This is a genomic window from Pseudoclavibacter sp. VKM Ac-2888 (assembly GCF_015351285.1).
In the GTDB taxonomy this organism is placed as follows: domain Bacteria; phylum Actinomycetota; class Actinomycetes; order Actinomycetales; family Microbacteriaceae; genus Pseudoclavibacter.
The window spans coordinates 54,120-73,996 of record NZ_JADKSM010000005.1 but is presented as its reverse complement, the minus strand read 5'-3'; the positions used below and the strand labels follow the sequence as shown (position 1 = coordinate 73,996).

20 protein-coding genes are annotated in these 19,877 nt (G+C 70.2%); 10 read left to right on the top strand and 10 right to left on the bottom strand.

Features of this window, described 5'->3' with window-relative positions; translation table 11 throughout:
• Positions 1-124 precede the first annotated feature (124 nt).
• Positions 125-1,336, top strand: a complete 1,212-nt coding sequence (locus tag ITJ61_RS19505; RefSeq protein ID WP_104243248.1) for a pyridoxal phosphate-dependent aminotransferase — start codon at positions 125-127, stop codon at positions 1,334-1,336.
• A gap of 257 nt (positions 1,337-1,593) precedes the next feature.
• On the opposite strand, the gene ITJ61_RS19500 is transcribed toward ITJ61_RS19505, so the two are convergent.
• From ITJ61_RS19500 to ITJ61_RS19485, 4 genes are all read right to left on the bottom strand, one after another.
• A complete protein-coding gene (locus tag ITJ61_RS19500) occupies positions 1,594-2,814 on the bottom strand; it encodes a hypothetical protein (protein ID WP_194687193.1) in 1,221 nt (406 codons plus the stop codon).
• A gap of 80 nt (positions 2,815-2,894) precedes the next feature.
• Positions 2,895-4,628 (bottom strand): ubiquinone-dependent pyruvate dehydrogenase, encoded by a 1,734-nt coding sequence (gene poxB / locus ITJ61_RS19495; RefSeq protein WP_194687192.1) that lies wholly within the window; start codon positions 4,626-4,628, stop codon positions 2,895-2,897.
• An 80-nt stretch (positions 4,629-4,708) separates the two neighbouring features.
• Positions 4,709-5,113 carry a VOC family protein gene (locus tag ITJ61_RS19490; RefSeq protein ID WP_194687191.1) on the bottom strand — a complete coding sequence of 135 codons (405 nt, stop codon included), beginning with the start codon at positions 5,111-5,113 and terminating at the stop codon, positions 4,709-4,711.
• 48 nt (positions 5,114-5,161) lie between these two features.
• The gene (locus ITJ61_RS19485) at positions 5,162-5,617 is read right to left on the bottom strand and encodes a helix-turn-helix transcriptional regulator (RefSeq protein ID WP_194687190.1); all 456 of its coding nucleotides are present in this window, start codon (positions 5,615-5,617) and stop codon (positions 5,162-5,164) included.
• Positions 5,618-5,822: 205 nt separating this feature from the next.
• Between ITJ61_RS19485 and ITJ61_RS19480 the strand changes: the two genes are divergently transcribed.
• The 6 genes from ITJ61_RS19480 (at position 5,823) to ITJ61_RS19455 (ending at position 10,831) form a co-directional block, all read left to right on the top strand.
• On the top strand, positions 5,823-6,773 hold the full coding sequence (locus tag ITJ61_RS19480; RefSeq protein ID WP_104305960.1) for an ABC transporter ATP-binding protein: 951 nt from the start codon (positions 5,823-5,825) through the stop codon (positions 6,771-6,773).
• Positions 6,770-7,654 carry an ABC transporter permease gene (locus ITJ61_RS19475; protein ID WP_194687189.1) on the top strand — a complete coding sequence of 295 codons (885 nt, stop codon included), beginning with the start codon at positions 6,770-6,772 and terminating at the stop codon, positions 7,652-7,654. The genes ITJ61_RS19480 and ITJ61_RS19475 overlap by 4 nt, the downstream gene beginning before the upstream one ends.
• 53 nt (positions 7,655-7,707) lie before the next feature.
• Positions 7,708-8,946 (top strand): sensor histidine kinase, encoded by a 1,239-nt coding sequence (locus tag ITJ61_RS19470; RefSeq protein WP_194687188.1) that lies wholly within the window; start codon positions 7,708-7,710, stop codon positions 8,944-8,946.
• Complete coding sequence (locus ITJ61_RS19465; protein WP_194687187.1) at positions 8,943-9,626, top strand: response regulator transcription factor; 684 nt, start codon at positions 8,943-8,945, stop codon at positions 9,624-9,626. Before ITJ61_RS19470 ends, ITJ61_RS19465 begins: the two co-directional genes overlap by 4 nt.
• Positions 9,627-9,741: 115 nt before the next feature.
• On the top strand, positions 9,742-10,188 hold the full coding sequence (locus tag ITJ61_RS19460) for a hypothetical protein (protein ID WP_104299774.1): 447 nt from the start codon (positions 9,742-9,744) through the stop codon (positions 10,186-10,188).
• A gap of 361 nt (positions 10,189-10,549) precedes the next feature.
• The gene (locus ITJ61_RS19455) at positions 10,550-10,831 is read left to right on the top strand and encodes a hypothetical protein (RefSeq protein WP_194687186.1); all 282 of its coding nucleotides are present in this window, start codon (positions 10,550-10,552) and stop codon (positions 10,829-10,831) included.
• A 103-nt stretch (positions 10,832-10,934) separates the two neighbouring features.
• Here the strand turns inward: ITJ61_RS19455 and ITJ61_RS19450 are convergent, their stop codons facing one another.
• From ITJ61_RS19450 to ITJ61_RS19435, 4 genes are all read right to left on the bottom strand, one after another.
• Complete coding sequence (locus ITJ61_RS19450; RefSeq protein ID WP_194687185.1) at positions 10,935-11,990, bottom strand: UDP-N-acetylmuramate dehydrogenase; 1,056 nt, start codon at positions 11,988-11,990, stop codon at positions 10,935-10,937.
• The gene (locus ITJ61_RS19445) at positions 11,987-12,478 is read right to left on the bottom strand and encodes a MaoC/PaaZ C-terminal domain-containing protein (protein WP_194687184.1); all 492 of its coding nucleotides are present in this window, start codon (positions 12,476-12,478) and stop codon (positions 11,987-11,989) included. The genes ITJ61_RS19450 and ITJ61_RS19445 overlap by 4 nt, the downstream gene beginning before the upstream one ends.
• Before the next feature lie 4 nt (positions 12,479-12,482).
• Positions 12,483-12,941 (bottom strand): FAS1-like dehydratase domain-containing protein, encoded by a 459-nt coding sequence (locus tag ITJ61_RS19440; RefSeq protein ID WP_194687183.1) that lies wholly within the window; start codon positions 12,939-12,941, stop codon positions 12,483-12,485.
• 70 nt (positions 12,942-13,011) lie between these two features.
• Positions 13,012-13,902, bottom strand: coding sequence for a class II glutamine amidotransferase (locus ITJ61_RS19435; RefSeq protein ID WP_194687182.1), 891 nt, complete (start codon positions 13,900-13,902; stop codon positions 13,012-13,014).
• 299 nt (positions 13,903-14,201) lie between these two features.
• On the opposite strand from ITJ61_RS19435, the gene ITJ61_RS19430 reads away from it, so the two are divergent.
• Positions 14,202-15,125, top strand: a complete 924-nt coding sequence (locus tag ITJ61_RS19430; protein ID WP_104243278.1) for an ABC transporter ATP-binding protein — start codon at positions 14,202-14,204, stop codon at positions 15,123-15,125.
• Positions 15,122-16,189, top strand: coding sequence for an ABC transporter permease (locus ITJ61_RS19425; protein ID WP_104305953.1), 1,068 nt, complete (start codon positions 15,122-15,124; stop codon positions 16,187-16,189). The genes ITJ61_RS19430 and ITJ61_RS19425 overlap by 4 nt, the downstream gene beginning before the upstream one ends.
• A 24-nt stretch (positions 16,190-16,213) precedes the next feature.
• Here the strand turns inward: ITJ61_RS19425 and ITJ61_RS20450 are convergent, their stop codons facing one another.
• Entirely contained in the window at positions 16,214-18,520 is a 2,307-nt protein-coding gene (locus ITJ61_RS20450) for a chorismate-binding protein (protein ID WP_194687181.1), read from the bottom strand.
• The gene (locus ITJ61_RS19415) at positions 18,460-19,308 is read right to left on the bottom strand and encodes an aminotransferase class IV (protein WP_194687180.1); all 849 of its coding nucleotides are present in this window, start codon (positions 19,306-19,308) and stop codon (positions 18,460-18,462) included. The genes ITJ61_RS20450 and ITJ61_RS19415 overlap by 61 nt, the downstream gene beginning before the upstream one ends.
• 89 nt (positions 19,309-19,397) lie before the next feature.
• Between ITJ61_RS19415 and ITJ61_RS19410 the strand changes: the two genes are divergently transcribed.
• On the top strand, positions 19,398-19,841 hold the full coding sequence (locus ITJ61_RS19410; RefSeq protein ID WP_228497242.1) for a low molecular weight phosphatase family protein: 444 nt from the start codon (positions 19,398-19,400) through the stop codon (positions 19,839-19,841).
• Positions 19,842-19,877 lie beyond the last annotated feature (36 nt).

Below are 19,877 nucleotides of genomic sequence, written 5' to 3'. Positions count from 1 at the left end.
TTTCAGGCGCGGTTCAGTATGTCGCTTTCGGCAACCAGGAAAGCATACGACAGGTGCCACACGGAAGTCCAACGCGGGCGCAACTCGCTGACGAGGCGTGGCCACCGGACCTAGACTCAGGGCCATGGTTTCCGACTCACGTCTCTCTCCTCGCATCGCCGCGATCGCCGAATCCGCAACCCTCAAGGTCGACGCGAAGGCCAAGGCCCTCAAGGCCGCCGGCCGGCCCGTCATCAGCTACGCGGCGGGCGAGCCCGACTTCCCGACTCCGCAGCACGTGGTCGACGCCGCCCTCGTCGCCGTGAGCGACCCCAAGAACCACCGGTACACGCCGGCGCCTGGCCTGCCGGAACTCCGCGAAGCCATCGCCGAGAAGACGAAGCGCGACTCGGGCTGGGATGTCCCCGCCTCGCAGGTCATCGTCACGAACGGCGGCAAGCAGGCCGTCTACCAGGCCATCAACACCGTCGTCGGCGCAGGCGACGAGGTCCTCCTCCCCGCCCCGTACTGGACGACGTACCCCGAGGTCATCCAGCTCGCGGGCGGCACCACCGTTCCCGTGTTCGCCGGCGCCGACCAGGAGTACAAGGTCACCGTCGACCAGCTCGAAGCCGCACGCACCCCCGCCACGAAGGCGATGCTCTTCGTCTCGCCGTCGAACCCGACCGGCGCCGTCTACTCCGAGGCCGAGACGCGCGCCATCGGCGAGTGGGCCGCCGAGCACGGCATCTGGGTCATCGCCGACGAGATCTACCAGAACCTCACGTACGACGGCGTCCGCGCAGTGTCCATCGTCGAGGCCGCCCCGGCGGTCGCCGACCGCACGATCCTGGTCAACGGCGTTGCGAAGTCGTTCGCGATGACCGGCTGGCGCGTCGGATGGATGGTCGGGCCCGTCGACGCCATCAAGGGGGCGGGCAACCTGCAGTCGCACCTCACGAGCAACGTCAACAACATCGCGCAGCGTGCCGCGCTCGCCGCGCTCACGGGGCCCACCGAGCCCGTCGAGCAGATGCGCCTCGCCTTCGACCGCCGCCGCACGACGATGGTCGAGGAGCTGAGCAAGGTCAACGGCTTCCGCGTGCCGACGCCGGAGGGCGCCTTCTACGTGTACGCCGACGTGCAGAGGCTCATCGGGAAGGAGATCGAGGGGCGCCAGATCAACTCCTCGCTCGACCTCGCCGACCTCATCCTCGACGTCGCGGAGGTCGCGGTCGTGCCAGGTGAGGCGTTCGGCCCATCCGGGTACCTGCGCCTCAGCTACGCGCTCGGCGACGACGCGCTCCTCGAGGGCGTGCAGCGCCTGCAGAAGCTCTTCGCGGGCGTCGAGCTCTAGCCCGCGCCGCGCGGCCCCGCGTTCGCAGCCGCGCCCGCGCGCCGCGCATCCGCTCCCCCGAATAGGCCAGTTTCACCCCATCCGGACGCTCAGGATGGGGCGAAACTGGCCTATTCGAGGTTCGTGGGGGCGGCGGGCGACGCGCAGGCCTGCAAGCGGGCGTGGATCAGCGGGCGGGCGTGGGTCAGCGGGCGGGCGTGGGCCAGCGAGCAGACGGGTCAGCGAGCGGGCGGGCGTGGGCCAGCGAGCGGGCGTTACTACGGCGTCGTGAAGGTGATCTCCGCGACCTTCTGCGAGATGCGCGAGTTCGGGTCGTCCAGCTCCCCGCCCCACGCGTTCGCCAGGATCGTGATCTTGGTGCCGGTCGAAGGCATGTAGCGGGACGCCATCATTCCCTCGGAGCCGTCCGACCAGCGCAGGCGCTGCGCCAGGAGCTCCAGCTCGTAGCCGCCTGCCCCCTTCAGGACGAGCGGAACGGGGTCGCCAACCGGCTCCGGCTTGGCGGTGAACTGCAGCGACGCCGAGTTCAGCTCCGACCTCGTCATGTCCTCGTCCCGGTACTCGCTCTTGTGCAGGTTCTCCTGGGCGATCGAGAAGTAGGCACCGGATGCGGGGTCGCTCAGGATGTAGAGGTTCGGCTGCCGTTCGGAGATGTCCTGCTCCCATCCGCCGAGGGGTGGGTTCACGACGGTGATGCCGTTCGGGAACACGACGTCGGTCGTGATCGGGATGAACCCGGGTGCGGCGTCCTGGGGCGCGGCAGGCATGAGCGTGCTCGTCGGCACGGGGGTCGAGGTCGCCGCGTTCGGGTCGGCGCCGCCGACGGGGATGGTGGGATCGTTCGGCGAGCTGAACGCCATGAAGAGGCCCACGACGAGGGCGATGATCGCGACGCCGCTGATGCCGACGCCGAGGAGCAGGCCGACGGGGCGCCTGCGCTGCTTCTGCAGCTCAGGGTCTTCGCCGAGCTCTCGACGCCGTGGTTGCGGTGTCGCCTGCTGCTGCGGGGCGTAGCGAGGCGGCGGGGCACCAGCCGGCAGATGCGACGGTGGGGCCTGAACGAACGGCGCCTGCCCGGGGATGCCGGTCTGCGGCTGGCCTGGGAACTGCCCGGGATGCTGTGGCTGGCCTGGCGCGGGAGGTCGCCCGGGAGCAGGGAACTGACCCGGCGCGCCAAAGCCGCCAGGAGCCTGGCCAGGTCCGGCACCAGGGTGCGGGAACTGACCGGGAGCCGGCGGCTGCCCGTTCGACGGCGCTCCCCTCTGAGGCTGCTGACCGGGGCCCTGCTGCCCCGGACCTTGCCGACCGGGACCTTGCTGACCAGAGGCCTGCTGACCAGGCCCTTGCTGACCGAAGCCCTGGGCCGGTGGTCCGCCCCACTCGCCCTGGCCACCCTGAGGAGCGGCACCCGGCTGCTGCCGGCGGGGGTCGAACCCGCCGTTCTGACCCGGCGGTGGCGTGAGGGGCGGTTGCGTCATGCCTGCGAGAGTACCGCCCGCGCCAGGCAGCTGCCTTGAGAGCTGCCTTGGCGCGGGCGGTACATGCGGCTGGGCGACGGTCAGTCGAAGATGCGTCGCAGCAGGTTCGTGTCGGCGAGGTCGACGAGCTCGTCTCCGCGCCCGGAGAGCACTGTTCGCAGCGCGTAGAGGGTGAAGCCCTTGACCTGCTCGGCCGTGATGGTCGGCGGGATGGACAGCTCCTGCCGTGCGGTCACGACGTCGATGAGCGCGGGCCCGTCGTGGGCGAAGGCTTCGCGGAGGGCGGCCTCGAGGTCGTTCGGGTTCTCGACGCGCTGCCCGTGGATGCCGACCGCCTTGGCGACTTCGGCGAAGTCGGGGTTGTCGAGGTCGGTGCCGTAGTTCACGAATCCGGCGGCCTTCATCTCGACCTCGACGAAGTTCAGCGACGAGTTGTTGAACACGACGATCTTCACGGGCAGCTTGCTCTGCTTGAGCGTGAGCAGCTCCCCCAGGAGCATCGCGAGTCCGCCGTCTCCCGCGAGCGCCACCACCTGGCGCCCAGGGAAGGCGGTTTGCGCACCGACCGCCTGCGAAAGGGCGTTGGCCATGGAGCCGTGACTGAACGATCCGATGAGCCTCCTCTGGCCGTTCATCTCGAGGTAGCGGGCCGCCCAGACGACGGGGGAACCGACATCCGGGATGAAGACGGCGTCGTGGCTCGCGAGCTCGCTCACGAGCCGTGCCACGTACTGCGGGTGGATGGGGGCGCGCCCCCGGTCGTTGTCGGCAAGCGCGTCGAGGTCCTTCCGGGCCTTCCGGTAGTGCTTCACCGAGGCTTCGAGGTGCCTGCCGCTCTTGTTGGCCTCGAGAAGCGGGATGAGGGCGTCGAGGGTGTCGCCGACGTCGCCGACGAGCCCGAGGTCGAGGGGCGTGCGCTTGCCGAGCTGCTCGCCGCGGATGTCGACCTGGATGATCTTCGCCTGTGACGGGAAGAACTGCTGGTACGGGAAGTCGGTGCCGAGCATGAGGAGCGCGTCGCAGTCTTCGATGGCCCGGTAGCCGGAGGAGAAGCCGAGCAACCCCGTCATGCCGACGTCGTAGGGGTTGTCGTACTCGATGAACTCCTTCCCGCGGAGCGCGTGCACGATGGGTGCCTGCAGCGCCTCAGCGGCGGCAAGCAGCTGCGCGTGTGCGCCCTGTGTGCCAGCGCCACCGAGAATGGTGACCTTCTTCGCCGAGTTGAGGATGTCGGCGGCCTGCGCCAGTTCGTCGTCGGCAGGTCGCACGACGGGCTTCGCAGGCAGGATGGGTGCCGACTTGCGTCGTCCTGCGCTCTCCTGCAGGAAGATCTCGCCGGGAATCACGACGACGGCGACGCCTCGCTTCTCGACCGCGGCGCGCATGGCGATCTCCAGGATCCGAGGCAGCTGCTCCGGCACCCCCACCATCTCGCAGTACACGCTGCTCTCCCGGAAGAGCTCCTGCGGGTGCGTCTCCTGGAAGTAGCCGCTGCCGATCTCCGCGGACGGGATGTGGGCGGCGATCGCGAGCACGGGAACGCGGCTTCGGTTCGCGTCGTACAGCCCGTTGATGAGGTGCAGGTTGCCCGGGCCACAGCTGCCGGCGCACACAGCGAGCTCGCCCGTGAGTGCGGCGTCTGCGGAGGCGGCGAAGGCGGCGGCCTCCTCGTGTCGCACGTGCGACCAGGCGACCGCGTCGTTTCGTCGGATGGCGTCAGTGAATCCGTTGAGCGAGTCTCCGGGTAGCCCGTAGACGCGCTCGACTCCGGCATCGTGGAGGATATCGACGATCGTGTCAGCGACTGTAGTCATGCCGTGATCCTCTGCCTCGAAACGGGGAGCCAGCCGAGCGCCGGACCGGGGACGAATCGATGTGGGTGATATGTCGTCGGCTAGGCCTGACTGACCCGCACCATGTTGCCGGATGGGTCGCGGAATGCGGCATCTCTGACGCCCCAGAACTGATCGGTGGGCTCTTGCAGCACCTCGACTCCGCCCGCCGCCAGCACCCTCTCGAACAGCGCGTCGAGGTCGCTCGTTCGGAACAGGAGGCCGGGCAGCTCCCCCTTCGCCAGCAGCGCTGCGAGCGTGTCGCCATCTTCCTCCGAACGCCCCGCCTTAGGGTGCGAGAGCACGATCTCGAGCTCCGGCTGCCCGGGGGCGGAGAGCGTGACCCAGCGGAACCCCTCATTCGGAACCTCGCTGCGCACCTCCAGGCCGAGGGCGTCTCGGTAGAACACGAGCGCCGCATCCGGGTCGTCGGTGAACACGTGCACGTGGCTGAGTGAGAGCGTCATGTGTCCGATGCTAGGACCGGCCGCCGACATTCACTTCTTCGAAACTGCTCAGAGACGTGCCTGCCCGTCGCCGGCTTCCCGTTGCGCCATTCCTGGTCGGTCGCGCACGCGGCGGGGACGCCCCCAGATCTGCGAGGTGCAGCTCGGGATGACGACGCTGCCGCTGTCATCACGCGCCCGATAGGCGCTCGGAGACTCTCCGACGATCTCCGCGAAGCGGCTGCTGAACGACCCGAGACTCGTGGCCCCGACCGCCGTGCACGCATCCGTCACGCTCACCTCGCCGCTGCGCAGCAGCGCCTTGGCACGCTCGATGCGCCGTGTCATGAGATGGGCATATGGGGTCTCGCCGTACGCCTCTCGGAAGCGTCGACTGAAGTGAGCCGCCGACATGTGGGCTGCCTTCGCCATGGTCGGCACATCGAGCGGGCTCGCGAACTCCCGGTCGATGAAGTCGCGCGCACGACGAAGACGGCGAAGCTCATCGAGATCGGGTGAGGCCATGGCACCAGTATGTGCGGGTGTGTCCGCCCAGGTCTGACCAACTTGAGTGCAAAAACTCGCGAACGGGCCCCACTGCGGCCCAGTGCAGGGGATATTGCACGGAAGCTGGTCAGCGGCGGCGCGGCCCGCACCTCCCCCGAACGGTGGATGCGTATCCGCCGGTCGGGCCCTGTCGCGCACGCCCCGCGGCGCGTTTGATTGCACCATGAGCACACAAGCAGCCATCGAGGTCACCGACCTCGTCAAGCGCTACGGCGACCGCGACGTCGTCGACGGCCTCTCCTTCGAGGTCCGACACGGCGAGACCTTCGCCTTCCTCGGCCCCAACGGCGCTGGCAAGAGCACCACGATCGAGATCCTCGAGGGCTTCCGCACGGCGACCTCCGGTACCGCGCGCGTGCTCGAGCAGGACCCGGCCCGCGGCAACGCCGAGTGGCGAGGCCGAATCGGCGTCGTCAGCCAGTCGAGCGCCGACATCGAGCGCTACTCGGCCCGCGAGGTGCTGCGCCACTTCGCAAGCCTCTACCGAAACCCTCGCGCCGTGGACGACACCATCGAGCGGTGCGGCATCGCCCCATTCGCGTCGCAGCGAGTCGGTCGCCTCTCCGGTGGCCAGAAGCGGCGAGTGGATGTCGCGCTCGGCATCATCGGCAACCCGGAGGTGCTGTTCCTCGACGAGCCGACAACCGGGTTCGATCCCAACGCGCGCCGCGAGTTCTGGGGACTCATCCAGCAGCTCAAGGGCGAGGGCATGACCATGGTGCTCACGACGCACTATCTCGACGAGGCGGAGCAGCTCAGCGACCGCGCCGGGATCATCGCCGCCGGGAAGCTCGTCGAGATCGGCGACATCGCGACGATCGGCGGGCCGAAGTCGCGCACACCGCGGGTTCGCTGGCAGGAGCAGGACGGCAGGTGGCGCGAGGAGACGACGGATGCGCCCGCACAGCTCGTCGGCGCGCTCGTCGAGCGCCTCGGCCCGGAACCCGCCGGACTCACCGTGACCCGCCCGTCCCTGGAGGACGTCTACCTGGAGATCATCGGCGAGCACCCGGCCGCCTCCCCCGGAACGCCCGCGACTGCCTCACCCGCCGCGGGACTCGCGGCGACCGACGATGCAGCCCGCGCTGCCGCACCCGCAGGAGGAACACGATGAACCAGACCGCGGTCTCGGGCGACGCGAAGGCGCAGCCGAGCATCCAATCGCCCACACGCACACCGTCGCAGCCCAGGTCCACGATCGGCAACGGTCTTCGGCGCATCGCCTTCGAGCTGCGCGGCTACTTCCGGCAGACCGACCAGGTGTTCTTCGTCTTCCTGTTCCCGCTCGTCATGTTCGCGCTCTTCGCCTCGATCTTCAGCGGCGAGACGGTCGTCGACGACCCACGCTTCGCCGACGTGACGATGTCGCAGTACTACCTGACCGGGATGCTCGCGATGGCGATCCTCCTCTCCGGCATGCAGTTCCTCGGCATCGACATCGCCACGGAGAAGCACGAGGGCGGCCTCGCCCGACTCGGCGCGACCCCGCTCAGCCCGGTGTCGTTCTTCATCGGGAAGATCGGGCTCGTCCTCATCACCTGCACGCTGCAGCTGGCGATGCTGATGGGGCTCGCGGTCATCGCCTTCGACATCTCGCTGCCGGAAGATGGCGAGCTGTGGGCGCGCTTCGCCTGGCTCGCTGCCCTCGGCATCCTCTGCTTCGCCTCCCTCGGAATCGCGATCTCGGCGCTCCCGCGCTCTGCACGGTCCGCATCCGCCATCGTGCTGCCGCTTGTGCTCGTGCCGCAGTTCCTCTCGGGCATCTACGTGCAGTTCTCGGTCCTGCCCGAGTGGATGCAGCAGGTGTCGAACCTCTTCCCCCTCGCCGGTCTCGTGCGCGGGATGCGCAGCGTGTTCCTGCCAGATGCCTTCGCGGCTGCCGAGGTCGGAAGCACGTGGGGACTGGGGGCCGCGGCGATCACACTCGGGGCCTGGACCGTCATCGGGCTCGTCGCGAGCCTGCTCACCTTCCGCTGGAGTCGAGGGCGGAGTTGACGCTCCTGACCCGACCGTGCAGCAATGTCGGTGGGGTGCGGGAGGATGAGCGCATGGTCGACTTCTGGTTTCGGGACGGGCGCTGGTGGCACCTGCTGATCGTGGGCACGGCGCTCGCGAACACCGTCGTCGCGGGCTCGGTGGCGGCCTTCGCGGCCACCGAGTCCGAACGCTCCGAGGCGCTCGTGGCGACGGGGGCGCTCCTGCTCATTCCCGTCGTGTGGCTCGCTTTCGGCGTCAGGTCGCTCACCGACCCGCGCCGCGGCGCGGCGCTGATCCTGCTCGTCACGCTGCTCGTGACGGTCTCGATGGTGCTCGTGCCCTGGACGGGCTTCGTGCAGACCCTCATCTATCCGCTCGTCTGGCTGGTGTGCGTGAGCGCGAGGCGGAGCATCCTCGTCTCGATCGGCATCGCGTTCGGCATCGGCGCGGTGTCGGCGCTGTACAACGGGGTCGAGGAGATCCCGGACATCCTGCCGGGCCAGCTCTTCAGCGTTGCGGCGACCTGCGGCATCGGGCTGTCGATCAGCTACGCCTGGCGAGTGGCCGACGAGCGACGTGAGCTGCTCGAGCAGCTCACGGCCTCCCAGGAGCACGTGCAGGAGCTCTCTCGGCTGAGCGGCGCCTCCGTCGAGCGGGAGCGCATCTCCCGCGACCTGCACGACACGCTGGCTCAGACGTTGGCCGGCCTCGCGATGCTGGCTGACCGCAGCGCGAAGGAGATCGGGCGGATGCGCGACGACGAGAGCTCCCCGGGGGCTCACCTGCGCGAGGAGCTCTCCGCGCAGGAGGAACGGGCCGACCTCATCGCGTCGCTCGCCCGCGACGCTCTCGCCGAGGCGCGGGGCCTCATCGCCGAGAACGCGCCGGTGCGGTCGACCGACCCCGCGGAAGCGACCTTCGCAGATGCCCTGAGGCGCCTCGTCGACCGGTTCCGGCGCGAGACGGGCGTGCTGGCCGAGGCTCGAATCGACCTGGAGGCCGGAACGCTGGAGCGGGAGAGCGAAGTGGTCCTGCTGCGATGCGCGCAGGAGGCCCTGTCGAATGCGAGGCGGCACGCTCATGCCACGAATGTGCAGCTCTCAGTGGAGCACGGGGCCGCGAACGTCGTGCTGAACGTCACCGACGACGGCCGAGGATTCGAGCTGGAGGCGGAGCCAAGCGGATTCGGGTTGGACAGCCTCCGCGACCGCGCCAACGCGATCGGGGGTGGCGTGGACATCGCCAGCGCACCAGGGCGTGGCACGATCGTGACCGTGACGATTCCGGCGAAAGCGAGTGCCGAGCGATGATCCGCATCCTGGTCGCCGACGACCACCCCATCGTGCGCGCCGGACTCGTGGGCATCTTCGAGGACGAGCCCGACATCGAGGTCGTCGCTGAAGCCGCCAACGGGGCCGACGCGGTTGCTCGCGCGACCGCGACGACGCCCGCCGTCGTCGTCATGGACCTGCGCATGCCGGGCACCGACGGTGTGAGCGCGACGAGGCAGATCCTGGCGGCGCTCCCCGAGACAGGCATCCTCGTCGTCACGACCTACGACAGCGACGACGCGATCATCGGTGCCATCGAAGCCGGGGCAAGCGGCTACCTGCTCAAGACGGCCAGCGGGGCAGAGCTCGTGGAGGCCGTTCGTCGTGTGGCCGCGGGCGAGCTGGCCCTCGCACCATCGGTGACCGCGAAGCTCGTAGCCCAGACGCGAGCTGCCGGGGCAGCGGCATCCGCCGGTTCCAGCACCGCGCATCCGCCTGCCGGTTCGCCCGGTTCAGCCCCCGCGCTCAGCGAACGCGAGCTGCAGGTGCTGCAGCTCGTCGCCGACGGCATGTCCAACCCTGAGATCGCCGTGCGCCTCCACATCGGTGAGGCGACCGTGAAGACGCACCTCGGCAAGGTCTTCGCGAAGCTCGAGGTCAACTCCAGGGTGCGCGCCGTGACGAGGGGCCTCGATCTCGGCCTGCTCCGCCGGAGCTAGGGCGTCGGCGGACCCAGCGGCCCGCATGGGACCAAGGCGCATGAGCGCGAAAGCGTACCTCCCTGCTGCGGATCCAGGCCAGGGGTCTCTCCGCCCGAAGTCGTAGGCTTGACGCATGAAGTCTGCACGCGTCGCCCTGCTTGCACTCCCGACGATCGCGGTCACCGCGCTCGGTTTGAGCGGATGCGCTCCCGCAGCCACGCCGACGAGCGTCGCGAGCGACAACTACGGCGGCCTGCCCAAGGGATTCGGCGAAGATGTCGGAGCCGGCGACATGGAAGGACCGCTCGTCATGTGGCTCGACGAGGGCTCCTCGATCTCCGTCACGACGTGGGGCAGCTCGGGATGCCCGGCGATCCTCACCGAAGTCAACGCGGTGGACGCGCAGACCCTCGACCTGCAGTACCTCGAGGCCACGGCCTACCCCGACCAGGCATGCACGGCGGACTATGCCCCGCACACGAGCGAGATCGACCTCCCCGACGACGCCACGGGCACGCCGCTGACTGTCACGGTGAGCTTCGACGGCGAGGAGCCCCGCGCCTCCGTCGTCCTCGACTGACCCGAGCATCCGGGGGCTGCGTGGCATCCACCAGAGTGCCCTGCCCTACCCTGCCAAAAGGTTGACGGGTATTCGCAGACTCGATAGGGTCACAGCACGCGCCTAGACAGAGAGGAGTCCCGATAATGCGTACGTTCACATTTTGCATTCAGCAGTCGGCGACTCGTTCCCTGGGCGCCCACATCTCCTGAGCTCCGTGTCGTGGGTGAAGTCTGCCCCCACACCCGACGGATACGCCGCGGCATAGCAGCCGCCGCATTCGTCGACTGCACGGCAGTCACGTCTCTCGCGCTGCGTTAACGCGGCCCCGCTCGAGTGAGCGCCTTCTTCTTGCATGCCTTCTGTCGGAGAGACCACTCTCATGAATCACGTCCTGACCACCGTCCACACCTCAAACCCGAGCACCGTGCACGTCACGATCACGCCCACATCCGCGTCCACGCCCACATCCGCGGTGCAGCCTTCGCTGCTCCACCGCATCGAGTTGCGCGTCGCACTGTGGCTGCTCATGCGCAGCGCGCGGCGTCAAGCACCCGAACTGGACCACGCCGAGCAGCATCGTCGGCGCCGCAACAGTTCGGAGCGCGCCCGCCGCGAGCAGGACGCACTCCGCGCCTGGTGCGCGCAGTGCATGCACCACTGACACGCGTGCCGAGCGGACGCTGGGTGCACCGAACGGGAAGCCCCGAAGCGCGTGCAGCGCTTCGGGGCTTCCGGCTCACCCGGCTGGTCTCGCCCGGCTGTGCCTAGATCGTCAGGTCGACGAGGACAGGCTCGTTGACGAGCCGCACGCCGTATTCCGCTTCGACGCGCGCACGGACGAAGCGGGCGAGCTCCACGATCTGCTCGGCAGTCGCACCGCCGCGGTTCGTGATCGCGAGCGTGTGCTTCGATGAGATGGCGGCGTTCGAGCCCGGCAGCGAGAAGCCCTTCTGCACACCGGCGTGGTCGATGAGCCACGCAGCGCTGAGCTTCACGAGCGGGGAGCCGTCTTCGTCCTTGCCCGCGTCGAACTTCGGCATCTCGGGCAGCTCGCTCGCGAACGAGGAGCGGACGATCGGGTTCATGAAGAAGGAACCGGACGAGACGGAGTCGCGGTCGTGCGCATCCAGCACCATGCCCTTCGAGGCGCGCAGGCGGATGACGGCGTCGCGGACGACGTGCACGGGCATCCGCTCGCCGAGGGGCACGTCGAGCGCGCGCGCGAGCTGGTCGTAGCGGACCGGTTCGCTCTGGCCCTCCGGCATCTCGACGAGGTCGAGTTCGACGCGAGTCACGACGCCACGCAGCTCGCCGCGCTTGATCGCCGAGGTGCGGTAGCCGAGACCGAGGTCGGCGGCGTCGATCCAGCGCACTGTATCGGCGTCGGCGTCGTAGAACTCGATGCGGGCGAGCACATCGGAGAGCTCCTGCCCGTACGCCCCGATGTTCTGCACTGGGGTCGCGCCGACGGAGCCGGGAATGCCGGCGAGCGCCTCGATGCCGCTCCAGTTGCGAGCGACGGCGTAGTCGACGAGGGCGCTCCACGACTCACCGGCGTCGATGCGCACGCGAGCCTGGCCCACCTTGTCGACGGGCCCGTCCAGCTGGTGGATGCCCTTCGTCACGACGTGCAGCACGGGTTCGTCGATGCGGTCGTCGGTGGCGATGGTGTTGGACCCCCCGCCGAGGATCAGCGGCTGCTCGTAGTTCGCGAACAACTCCTCGGCCGCGGCGATCAGCTCAGGGCGCGTCGCGGGGGCGACGAGCTGCGTCGCCTCCCCACCGACCTGCGTGGTCGTGAGCTCGGAGAGCCTCGTCACGCGGTGGCCTCTGCGGGCAGCACGGCGGGAACCTCGCCGCGGAAGTCGGCGCGCACCTGCGACTTCGCGAGCACCGTCTGCCCGCCGAAGGACACGACGAGGTCGATGCGACCGACGCCGTCCTCGCCGGCGAGCTGACCGATCTTCGCGACGACCGACACCTCCGCGCCGGTCTGCGGGTCGACGACGACGGGCCGCGTGAAGCGCACCTGGTAGTCGACGACGCGGCCAGGGTCGCCGAGGGCGTCGACGACGGGCTGCAACGCGACACCCATGGTGAGCATCCCGTGCGCGAGCACACCGGGCAGCCCGACCGCTTCGGCCACGTCGTCGCGGTAGTGGATGGGGTTGAAGTCGCCAGACGCGCCCGCGTAGCGCACGAGGGTATCGCGGGTGAGCGTGACGGCGCGCTCCGCGATGACGGTTCCGGCTTCGAGGCTCGTGAAGTCGGGGCGCGGAAGCTGCGCGACGGAGATCGTGTCAGTCATGCGGTCACTCGCTCTCGGTGGACGTTGCGCGGACGACGAGGGTTGCCGATGCGGTGACGACCTGCTCGCCCGCCGCATCCGTCAGCACCGTCTGAGCGCTGATCATGGAGTTGCCGCCGAGCGACTTGACGCTCTTCACCTCGAGAGCGGCGCGCAGCTCGTCGCCCGCGACGATCGGGCGCTCGTAGGTGAAGCGCTCGTCGCCGTGCACGATGTGCGACAGCTCGATCTGCGCCTCGGGGTCGGAGAGCAGGAGCTGCAGCCCCGCATCCTGCAGCACGGCAGGGAACGTAGCGGGTGCGACGAGGTCGGCGTACCCGGCAGCGCGGGCTGCGTCGACGTCGAAGTGCGTCGGGTGCGAGGCCAGCACGGCCTTCGCGAACGAGCGGATGTGCTCTCGGCCCACGAGGTACGGCTCGGGGAGCTCGTACCGGCGGCCGGCAAGTTCAGGGTTCACAGACACGCCAGCCAGTGTACGCGCGGGGAGACCCACGCCCCAGAGAGGCGGCCAGCGGAGGCGGTGCGTCGCGGGCCTAGACGGCGACGAGACGCGGGGGTGTGGGAGCGGCGACGCCCGCTGCACGGCCCGCTGCTCCGCGTGCTTCCGCGGTGCTCGAGAAGAGCGCGCGCTGCGTGAAGTCGAGCGACGCGAGGTCGATGCGGGAGATCGTGTCCTCGGGCACCGAGGTCCAGCCGGCCGTGTCGATGCCGGTCGACGAGAAGACGGTGGTTCCGTCGGCGGCGCGGAGCATGCTCAACCGGTAGTACTCGTCGGTGTGCCCGTTGGGGAGGGTGGATGCGTCGATGCCGTAGCGCGCGAACGTCGCTTCCGTGACGTGTGCCGTGCTCGAGGCGTGGACGACCACGAGCTCGTCTGCGGAGAGGATGGTTGCGTTGAGGCTCGACTCGGGGAACTCGTCGCGCAGCACGCGGACGGCGGCGGTGGCCGCCTCCTCGAGGGAGAGGCCGTCGCGCACGTTCTGCCGGACGAGGCCGAAGTACAGCTCGCTGTCGGTGTCGCCGGCCACCGTGGCGCGGATCTCGGGGCGGAGCAGGTCGTCGAAGCGCCAGGTGGGGACGATCGAGCCGTTGTGCGCGAAGGCGAGGCCCTCGGCGACGAACGGGTGCGTGTTCACCTTGGTCCGTTTGAAGTCGTCGGTCGCGAGGCGCAGGTGCACGATGCGGGCGTTGGAGGGGGCGTCCGAGAGGAGCGTCGACAGCAGCGGGTCGTTCTGGCCGGGCGTGGAGATGCGCAGGGATTCGATCTCGCGCTGCGTCTCGCCGAAGCCGGCGGCGAGCCAGGCGGTGCCCCAGCCGTCGTTGTGCACGCTGGTCATGCGCTGGAAGGCGTCGCTGTTCATGTCTCCGATCACCTTCGTGACGGTGGTGTCACGTGGGGCTGCGTAAGCGAGCAGACGGCACATGTGCGAACTCCTTCCAGGTTGTCGAGCTTGCTGTCGGGTGTTGTTCGGAGCCGAGCGGCTCACGAGCATCTGACTATCCTGTGACAGCCCTCACGTGCGGTCCACCTTCGCGACGCTGTGTGACGGACGGTTGCGCTGCCCGACGCGGGTGTATCGGCGGCGGCTGTCCGCGATGAGTGTGATCTGCGGCCAGATCGGGCCCGCGACGCCGAAACAGGCTGATCCTGCACTGATGCTGGTCAGACCGGCCCGCGCCGCCTCTCAGCGTGGCGTCGCATCCGCTCGCTACGTTTGGCCGCATGTCAGAACGCGGAATCCTCGTCGAGAACGTCAGGCGCTCCTTCGGCGCAGCGCACGCGGTCCGCGATGTGAGCTTCACGGCGCGCGCTGGAGCGGTCACGGGGCTCGTCGGCCCGAACGGCTCCGGCAAGACGACGCTGCTGCTGATGCTGGCCTCGCTGCTGCGACCGGATGCGGGGACGATCCGCATCAACGGCCTCGACCCGTCGACGGCGACAGCCGAGGTGCGGGCGCAGCTCGGCTGGATGCCGGACGCGCTCGGCGCCTGGCCGTCGCTGTCGGTGCACGACACGCTCGTGACGACGGCCCGCCTCTACGACCTGCCGCGCGCCGCGGCGGATGCCCGCGCTACCGAGCTCCTCGCCCGGGTCGGCCTCAGCGACCTCGCGAAGGTGCAGGCTCGCGTGCTGTCCCGCGGGCAGAAGCAGCTCCTCGGGCTTGCGCGCTCTCTGGTGCACGCCCCGAGCGTGCTGCTCCTCGACGAGCCCGCTTCCGGCCTGGATGCGCGAGCGAGGGTCGGCCTGCGCGAGCACCTGCGGGAGCTTGCGGCGGCCGGTTCCACGATCCTCATCTCGAGCCATGTGCTGTCCGAGCTCGACGAGATCGTCGACGATGCCGTCTTCATCGAGGCGGGCGTGACGGTGCGGGCCGACCGGCTCGCGCAGGCGTCGGCGCGGGAGCGACAGTGGCGGGTGCGCGTGCTGACGGAGGGCGTCGGGCCTGATCAGCTGGCGGCGGTGCTGGGGACCGGAGCTCCGGGCATCCGCGCCGAACGGACCGGGTTCCTCGTCCCGTTCTCCTCTGACGCCGCGGCCGCGGCCGGCCTGCGCGCGATCCTCACCGCCGGCATCGACGTCGCGGAGTTCGCCCCAGCATTGGGCGACATCGAGCACACCTACCTCGACCTCGGAGAGCAGTCATGAGCCCCGCCCGTGTCACGACGCTTGTCACCCTCGAACTGCGCCAGCGCCTCCGCAACGTCGCCTGGTACGTGCTGCTCGGCATCTTCGCCGTGCTGCTCCTCGGCATGACCGCGCTCTCGGTGGTGGTCTTCGGCGACCTGCAGGAGTCGGGGTCGTGGATGTACTCGATCGTCGTGTACTTCGTGCTGCTGCTCGCTCTGCTGGTCTCGCCGACGCTCAGCGGCAACGCGATCAACGGTGACCGGGACGCGGCGACGCTCGCGCCCATCCAGGTGACGCTCGCGACGACGGCCGAGATCGTGGCGGCGAAGTTCCTGGCCGCCTGGGTGACCGGGCTCGCGTTCCTGGCGGTCGCGGCGCCGTTCCTGATCTTCGCCGGGCTCGTGGGGGCCGTCGCTCCCGTGCAGGTGGTCGTCTCGCTGCTGGTGCTGCTCGTCGAGGTGGGCGTCGTGGCCGCTATCGGCGTCGGCTTCAGCGGCATCCTGGCCAGGCCGCTCTTCTCTGTGGCGGCGAGCTATCTGACGATCGCCGCGCTCACGGTGGGCACGGGCATCGCGTTCGGCCTGGGTGGTGCTGCGGTGACGGCGGAGGTGACGAACACCTCCCGGTACCCCGTCTATGCGGAGTTCGGCGAGGAGCAGCCCTTCGACGAGAACAGCTTCACGTGCGGCGACTGGGAGACGTACACCTACGAGGTTCCGCGCTACGACCTCGTCTGGGGCGTGCTGGCCGCGAATCCGTTCGCGGTGCTGACGGACGCGACGCCGGTCTCCTTCGGCGCGAGCGATCAGCCAGACGATTTCTTCTCCGGCGCGAAGCTGCTGCTGCGTCAGTCGCAGATTCCCCCGGAGATGGGCGAGCAGCGCTACGACGGCTGCGCTGACCCGACTGGCTCGAACTTCGAGCCCGGCCCGACGTCGCAGGAGGTGCTCGATTCGACGGTCCCCACTTGGTTCGTCGGTCTGGCGCTCCAGCTGGTGCTCGCCGGGGGCCTGCTCTTCGGTGCCTGGGCGCGCACGCGGACACCCGCGAAGCGGCTGCCGCCGGGCACCCGCGTCGCCTGATCGCGCCCGATCCGTGCGTGCGCGTCAGCGCGAGACGGCGCGCGTGAACGCGCGTCGCAGGGCGCTCGCCTTGAGCTCGACCTCGAGGGTCTCGGATTCCGGGTCGCTCGCGAGCACGATCGCGCCTCCCGCGCCGATCGACCAGCCGCGCGCATCCCGGACGGCGGTGCGGATGACGATGCTCAGCTCGGTCGATCCGTCGGCGCCCAGCACGCCGAGCGCACCGGAGTAGACGCCACGGTCGCGGCCTTCGATGTCGCGCAGCAGCTCGACGCTGCGCAGCTTCGGCGCCCCGGTCATGGATCCGCCCGGGAACAGCGCCCGCACGACGTCGAGCGGCGGCACGCCGGGGGCCGAACCGCGAACGGTCGTGACCAGCTGGTGCACGGTCGTATACGACTCGACGGCCATGAGGCTCGGCACGTGCACCGAGCCGGGGCTGCAGACGCGGCCCAGGTCGTTGCGCAGCAAGTCGACGATCATGAGGTTCTCGGCGAAGACCTTCGGGTCGTTGGCCAGGTCTCTGGCCGCGGCGGCGTCGGCGAGGGGGTCTGAGGCGCGAGCCGCGGTGCCCTTGATGGGCTTCGTCTCGTACTCCCCGTCCGGGGTGCCGCGCAGGAGCCGCTCGGGGGACGCGCTCACGACCGCGCCGCCGTCGAACTCGAGCAGTGCGGCGTAGGGCGCCGGGTCGGCGGCGCGCACCTCCAGGAACAGGCTGAGCGGGTCGGGGTCGTCGTGCGGCCGGAACTCGTTGGTCAGGCACAGTTCGTACGAGTCCCCCGCGAGGAGATGCTCGCGGCAGCGTTCGATGTCGGCGGCGTACTGCTCTCTCGACGTATGCCAGGCGCCGTCGGCGAGGGCGTCGGAGCCCAGGGACATCGCCGGGGCGCGTCCCGCGTCGGGGAGAGCCTGCCGCCGCTCGCCGCCTGACGCCTCGAGGGCCTCGCCGACTTCGGCGCTGAAGCGCTCGGCGCCGGCCTCCGCGAGCGCGCCGCTCGACGCGGTCGCGACGACGGTGACTGCGCCAGTTGCGCGGTCGACGAGCACCGCGCGCCGCGGGTCGAGCCACCACGCGTCGGGGAGGGGGGACGCGGTCTCCTCCGCCTCCCGGGGCAGCACGCCGAGCATCCGCACCCCGAGCTCGTACCCGAAGTAGCCGAGCAGTCCGCCGCGAAACGCGAGCCCGTCGCCCCCGACGGCGCGCATGGCCTCGAGCTCCCGCTGCACGGTCTCGAAGCTCCCGTCGCCGTCCAAGCGCAGCACCCGAGCGGGCTCGCACGTCTCGCAGCCCGGCTCGGTCTCGTGCGCTGCCTCATCTGAGCCGTCGAGGCGAGCGGCGTGCGCGGGGCAGATCCCGGTACAGGTCCCGGTACCGATCGGAGCGTCGTCGGCGAGGATGCTGAACCGCGCCTGCCGGCCGGTGTCGTCGGGCACATCCACCCAGACGCTGGCAGAGCCTCGGCGGAGCACCTCGCGGTAGATCACCGCTGCGGCGGCCTCGGCTGCGGCCGTGCCCTCCGGCTGCGGGCCGCGCACGACGCGACTCGCGACGAACAGCTCGCGAGCTGCGGGCCGCGGGAACGCCCCGATCTCCGCGGGGCGACGGCTCGCATCGCGCTGACCGCGAGCGCGACGAGCGCCGAGAGCCCCGCGAGCGGGCGCGACGAGCCCCGCCGCATCCACGGCGTCGACGAAGTTCGCGACCATCCGCCGGCCATGCTCGCTCGCGATCGACTCCGGGTGGAACTGCACACCCCAGACCGGCCGGCCCTCGACCTCGAGGCCCTGCACGACGCCGTCCTCGCTGCGCGCCGTGACGCGCAGCCCTGACGGCAGAGGCTCGCTGACGACCAGGGAGTGGTACCTCGTGACGAGGGAGCCCTGGGGAACGCCGGCGAACGGGCCAGACCCGTCGTGTGAGAGGGGGCTGCGCCACCCGTGCTTCGCCTCGGGGGCCGGCACGACCTCCCCGCCGTACCGCACGGCGATGCCCTCGTGGCCGAGGCACACCCCGAGAACGGGCAGTCGCTCCTCGGCGAGTGCGGCGTCGAGCACGACGGCCGAGCCCGCGAAGTCGGCCGGTTCGGCAGGATGCCCGGGGCCGGGCGAGATGACGACCCCGGCGACGAGCCCCTCGGAGACCCAGCCGAGGCACGCATCCACCGCCTGCATGTCACCGGCGTCGACGACCCGCACCTCCTGATCGCTGAGCTCCAGGAGCAGCTGGACGAGGTTGTAGGTGTACGAATCGCGGTTGTCGACGACGACGATCACGCCGAGCGCCCATCCGGCCGGGGCACGGCGCTCGTCTCGTGCAGGCGAGGCCGCCACCTGCGCACGCGGGCGACGTCGAGGCCGAGGCGTGTGCCGTCGAGCATGGAGACGGGGCTGATGCCGTGGAGCGTGTTGAGGTACCAGAGCTCATCCCAGCCGCGCTCGGCGGATGCGGCGAGCGGGTCGGCGAGCATCTCCCCCTCGACGCGCGTGACGCCCGCTGTGGCGAGGAGTCTCTGGAGCACGCCGAGGGTCGTCCCCGCCACGCGGCGGCTCGCGGCGGGGACCACGAGGGTCTCGCCGAGCCAGCCGACGACAGTCCCGTAGGCGGCCTCGGTGATCGCGCCGCGTTCGTCGACGAGCAGGGCATCGGCCGCACCCTCCTCGTGCACGCTCGCCCTGAGCTCTGCGAGGGAGGGGAAGTCGGGGCCCTTGAGCGTCGGCCAGCGCCGCTCGTCGAGGCGGGTGCTGAGCTTCGTGAGGGACCGCGCCTCCGGAGCCGGCCGCAGGGTGAGCTCGACGAGCAGGCGGCCGTCGTCGAGGCGGGCGGAGAGTCGCGGGAACCAGGCGTCGGTGAGGGGCGTGCTCTCGAAGACGTCGGCCCAGATTCGAGGCCAGTCAGCCTCGACCGGGATGAGTCCAGCGGGGCTGCCGGCCCAGAGCGGGGGACGCTCTGCTGCCGCCTCCCCGAAGAGTTCGGCGACGGAGCGCTCGAAGCGCTGCCGGTGCGCGGCGGCGGCGATGACGCGCCCCGACTCGACCCGCCACGACTCGACGACGCGCACCGCCGCGCTCGTGTCGCTCGCGGCGCCTGCGTCGCGTGCCGCTGCACCGTGATCCTGCATCGCCCCATTCTGCCTCAAGGGACGAGCGGGGCGAGCGGGGCGCCCGTGGCCTCGGACGGCGTTCATCCGTATCGTCGACGATGAGCTGCATGGCCACCCTCGACGAACGGATCAGCATGAGCCCCACCCCCACGAGCGTCGTCTTCGTCTGCAAGAAGAACGGCGGCAAGTCGCAGCTCGCGGCCGCCCTCCTGCGGGCGATCGCCGACGAGACGATCGAGGTCTCCTCGGCCGGCACCTCCCCAGGCGGGGCGCTCAACGCCGAGTCGGTCGAGTCGCTTGCCGAGCTCGGGATCGACGTTGGCGACGAGCATCCGAAGCCGCTCACGCCGGCGATGCTGGCCGGCGCCGACCTCGTCGTGATCCTCGGCGATGAGGCGCAGCTGCCCGAGGACACGAGCGTGCCGGTCGAGCGGTGGATCACCGACGAACCCTCCACGCGCGGCATCGTCGGCATGGAGCGGATGCGCCTCGTGCGAGACGACATCCGCGCCCGCGTCGCGGAGCTGCACGAGCGGCTCCGCGACGCCTGAGGGGGCGCACCATCCCGGCCCGGAGACGGGACTACG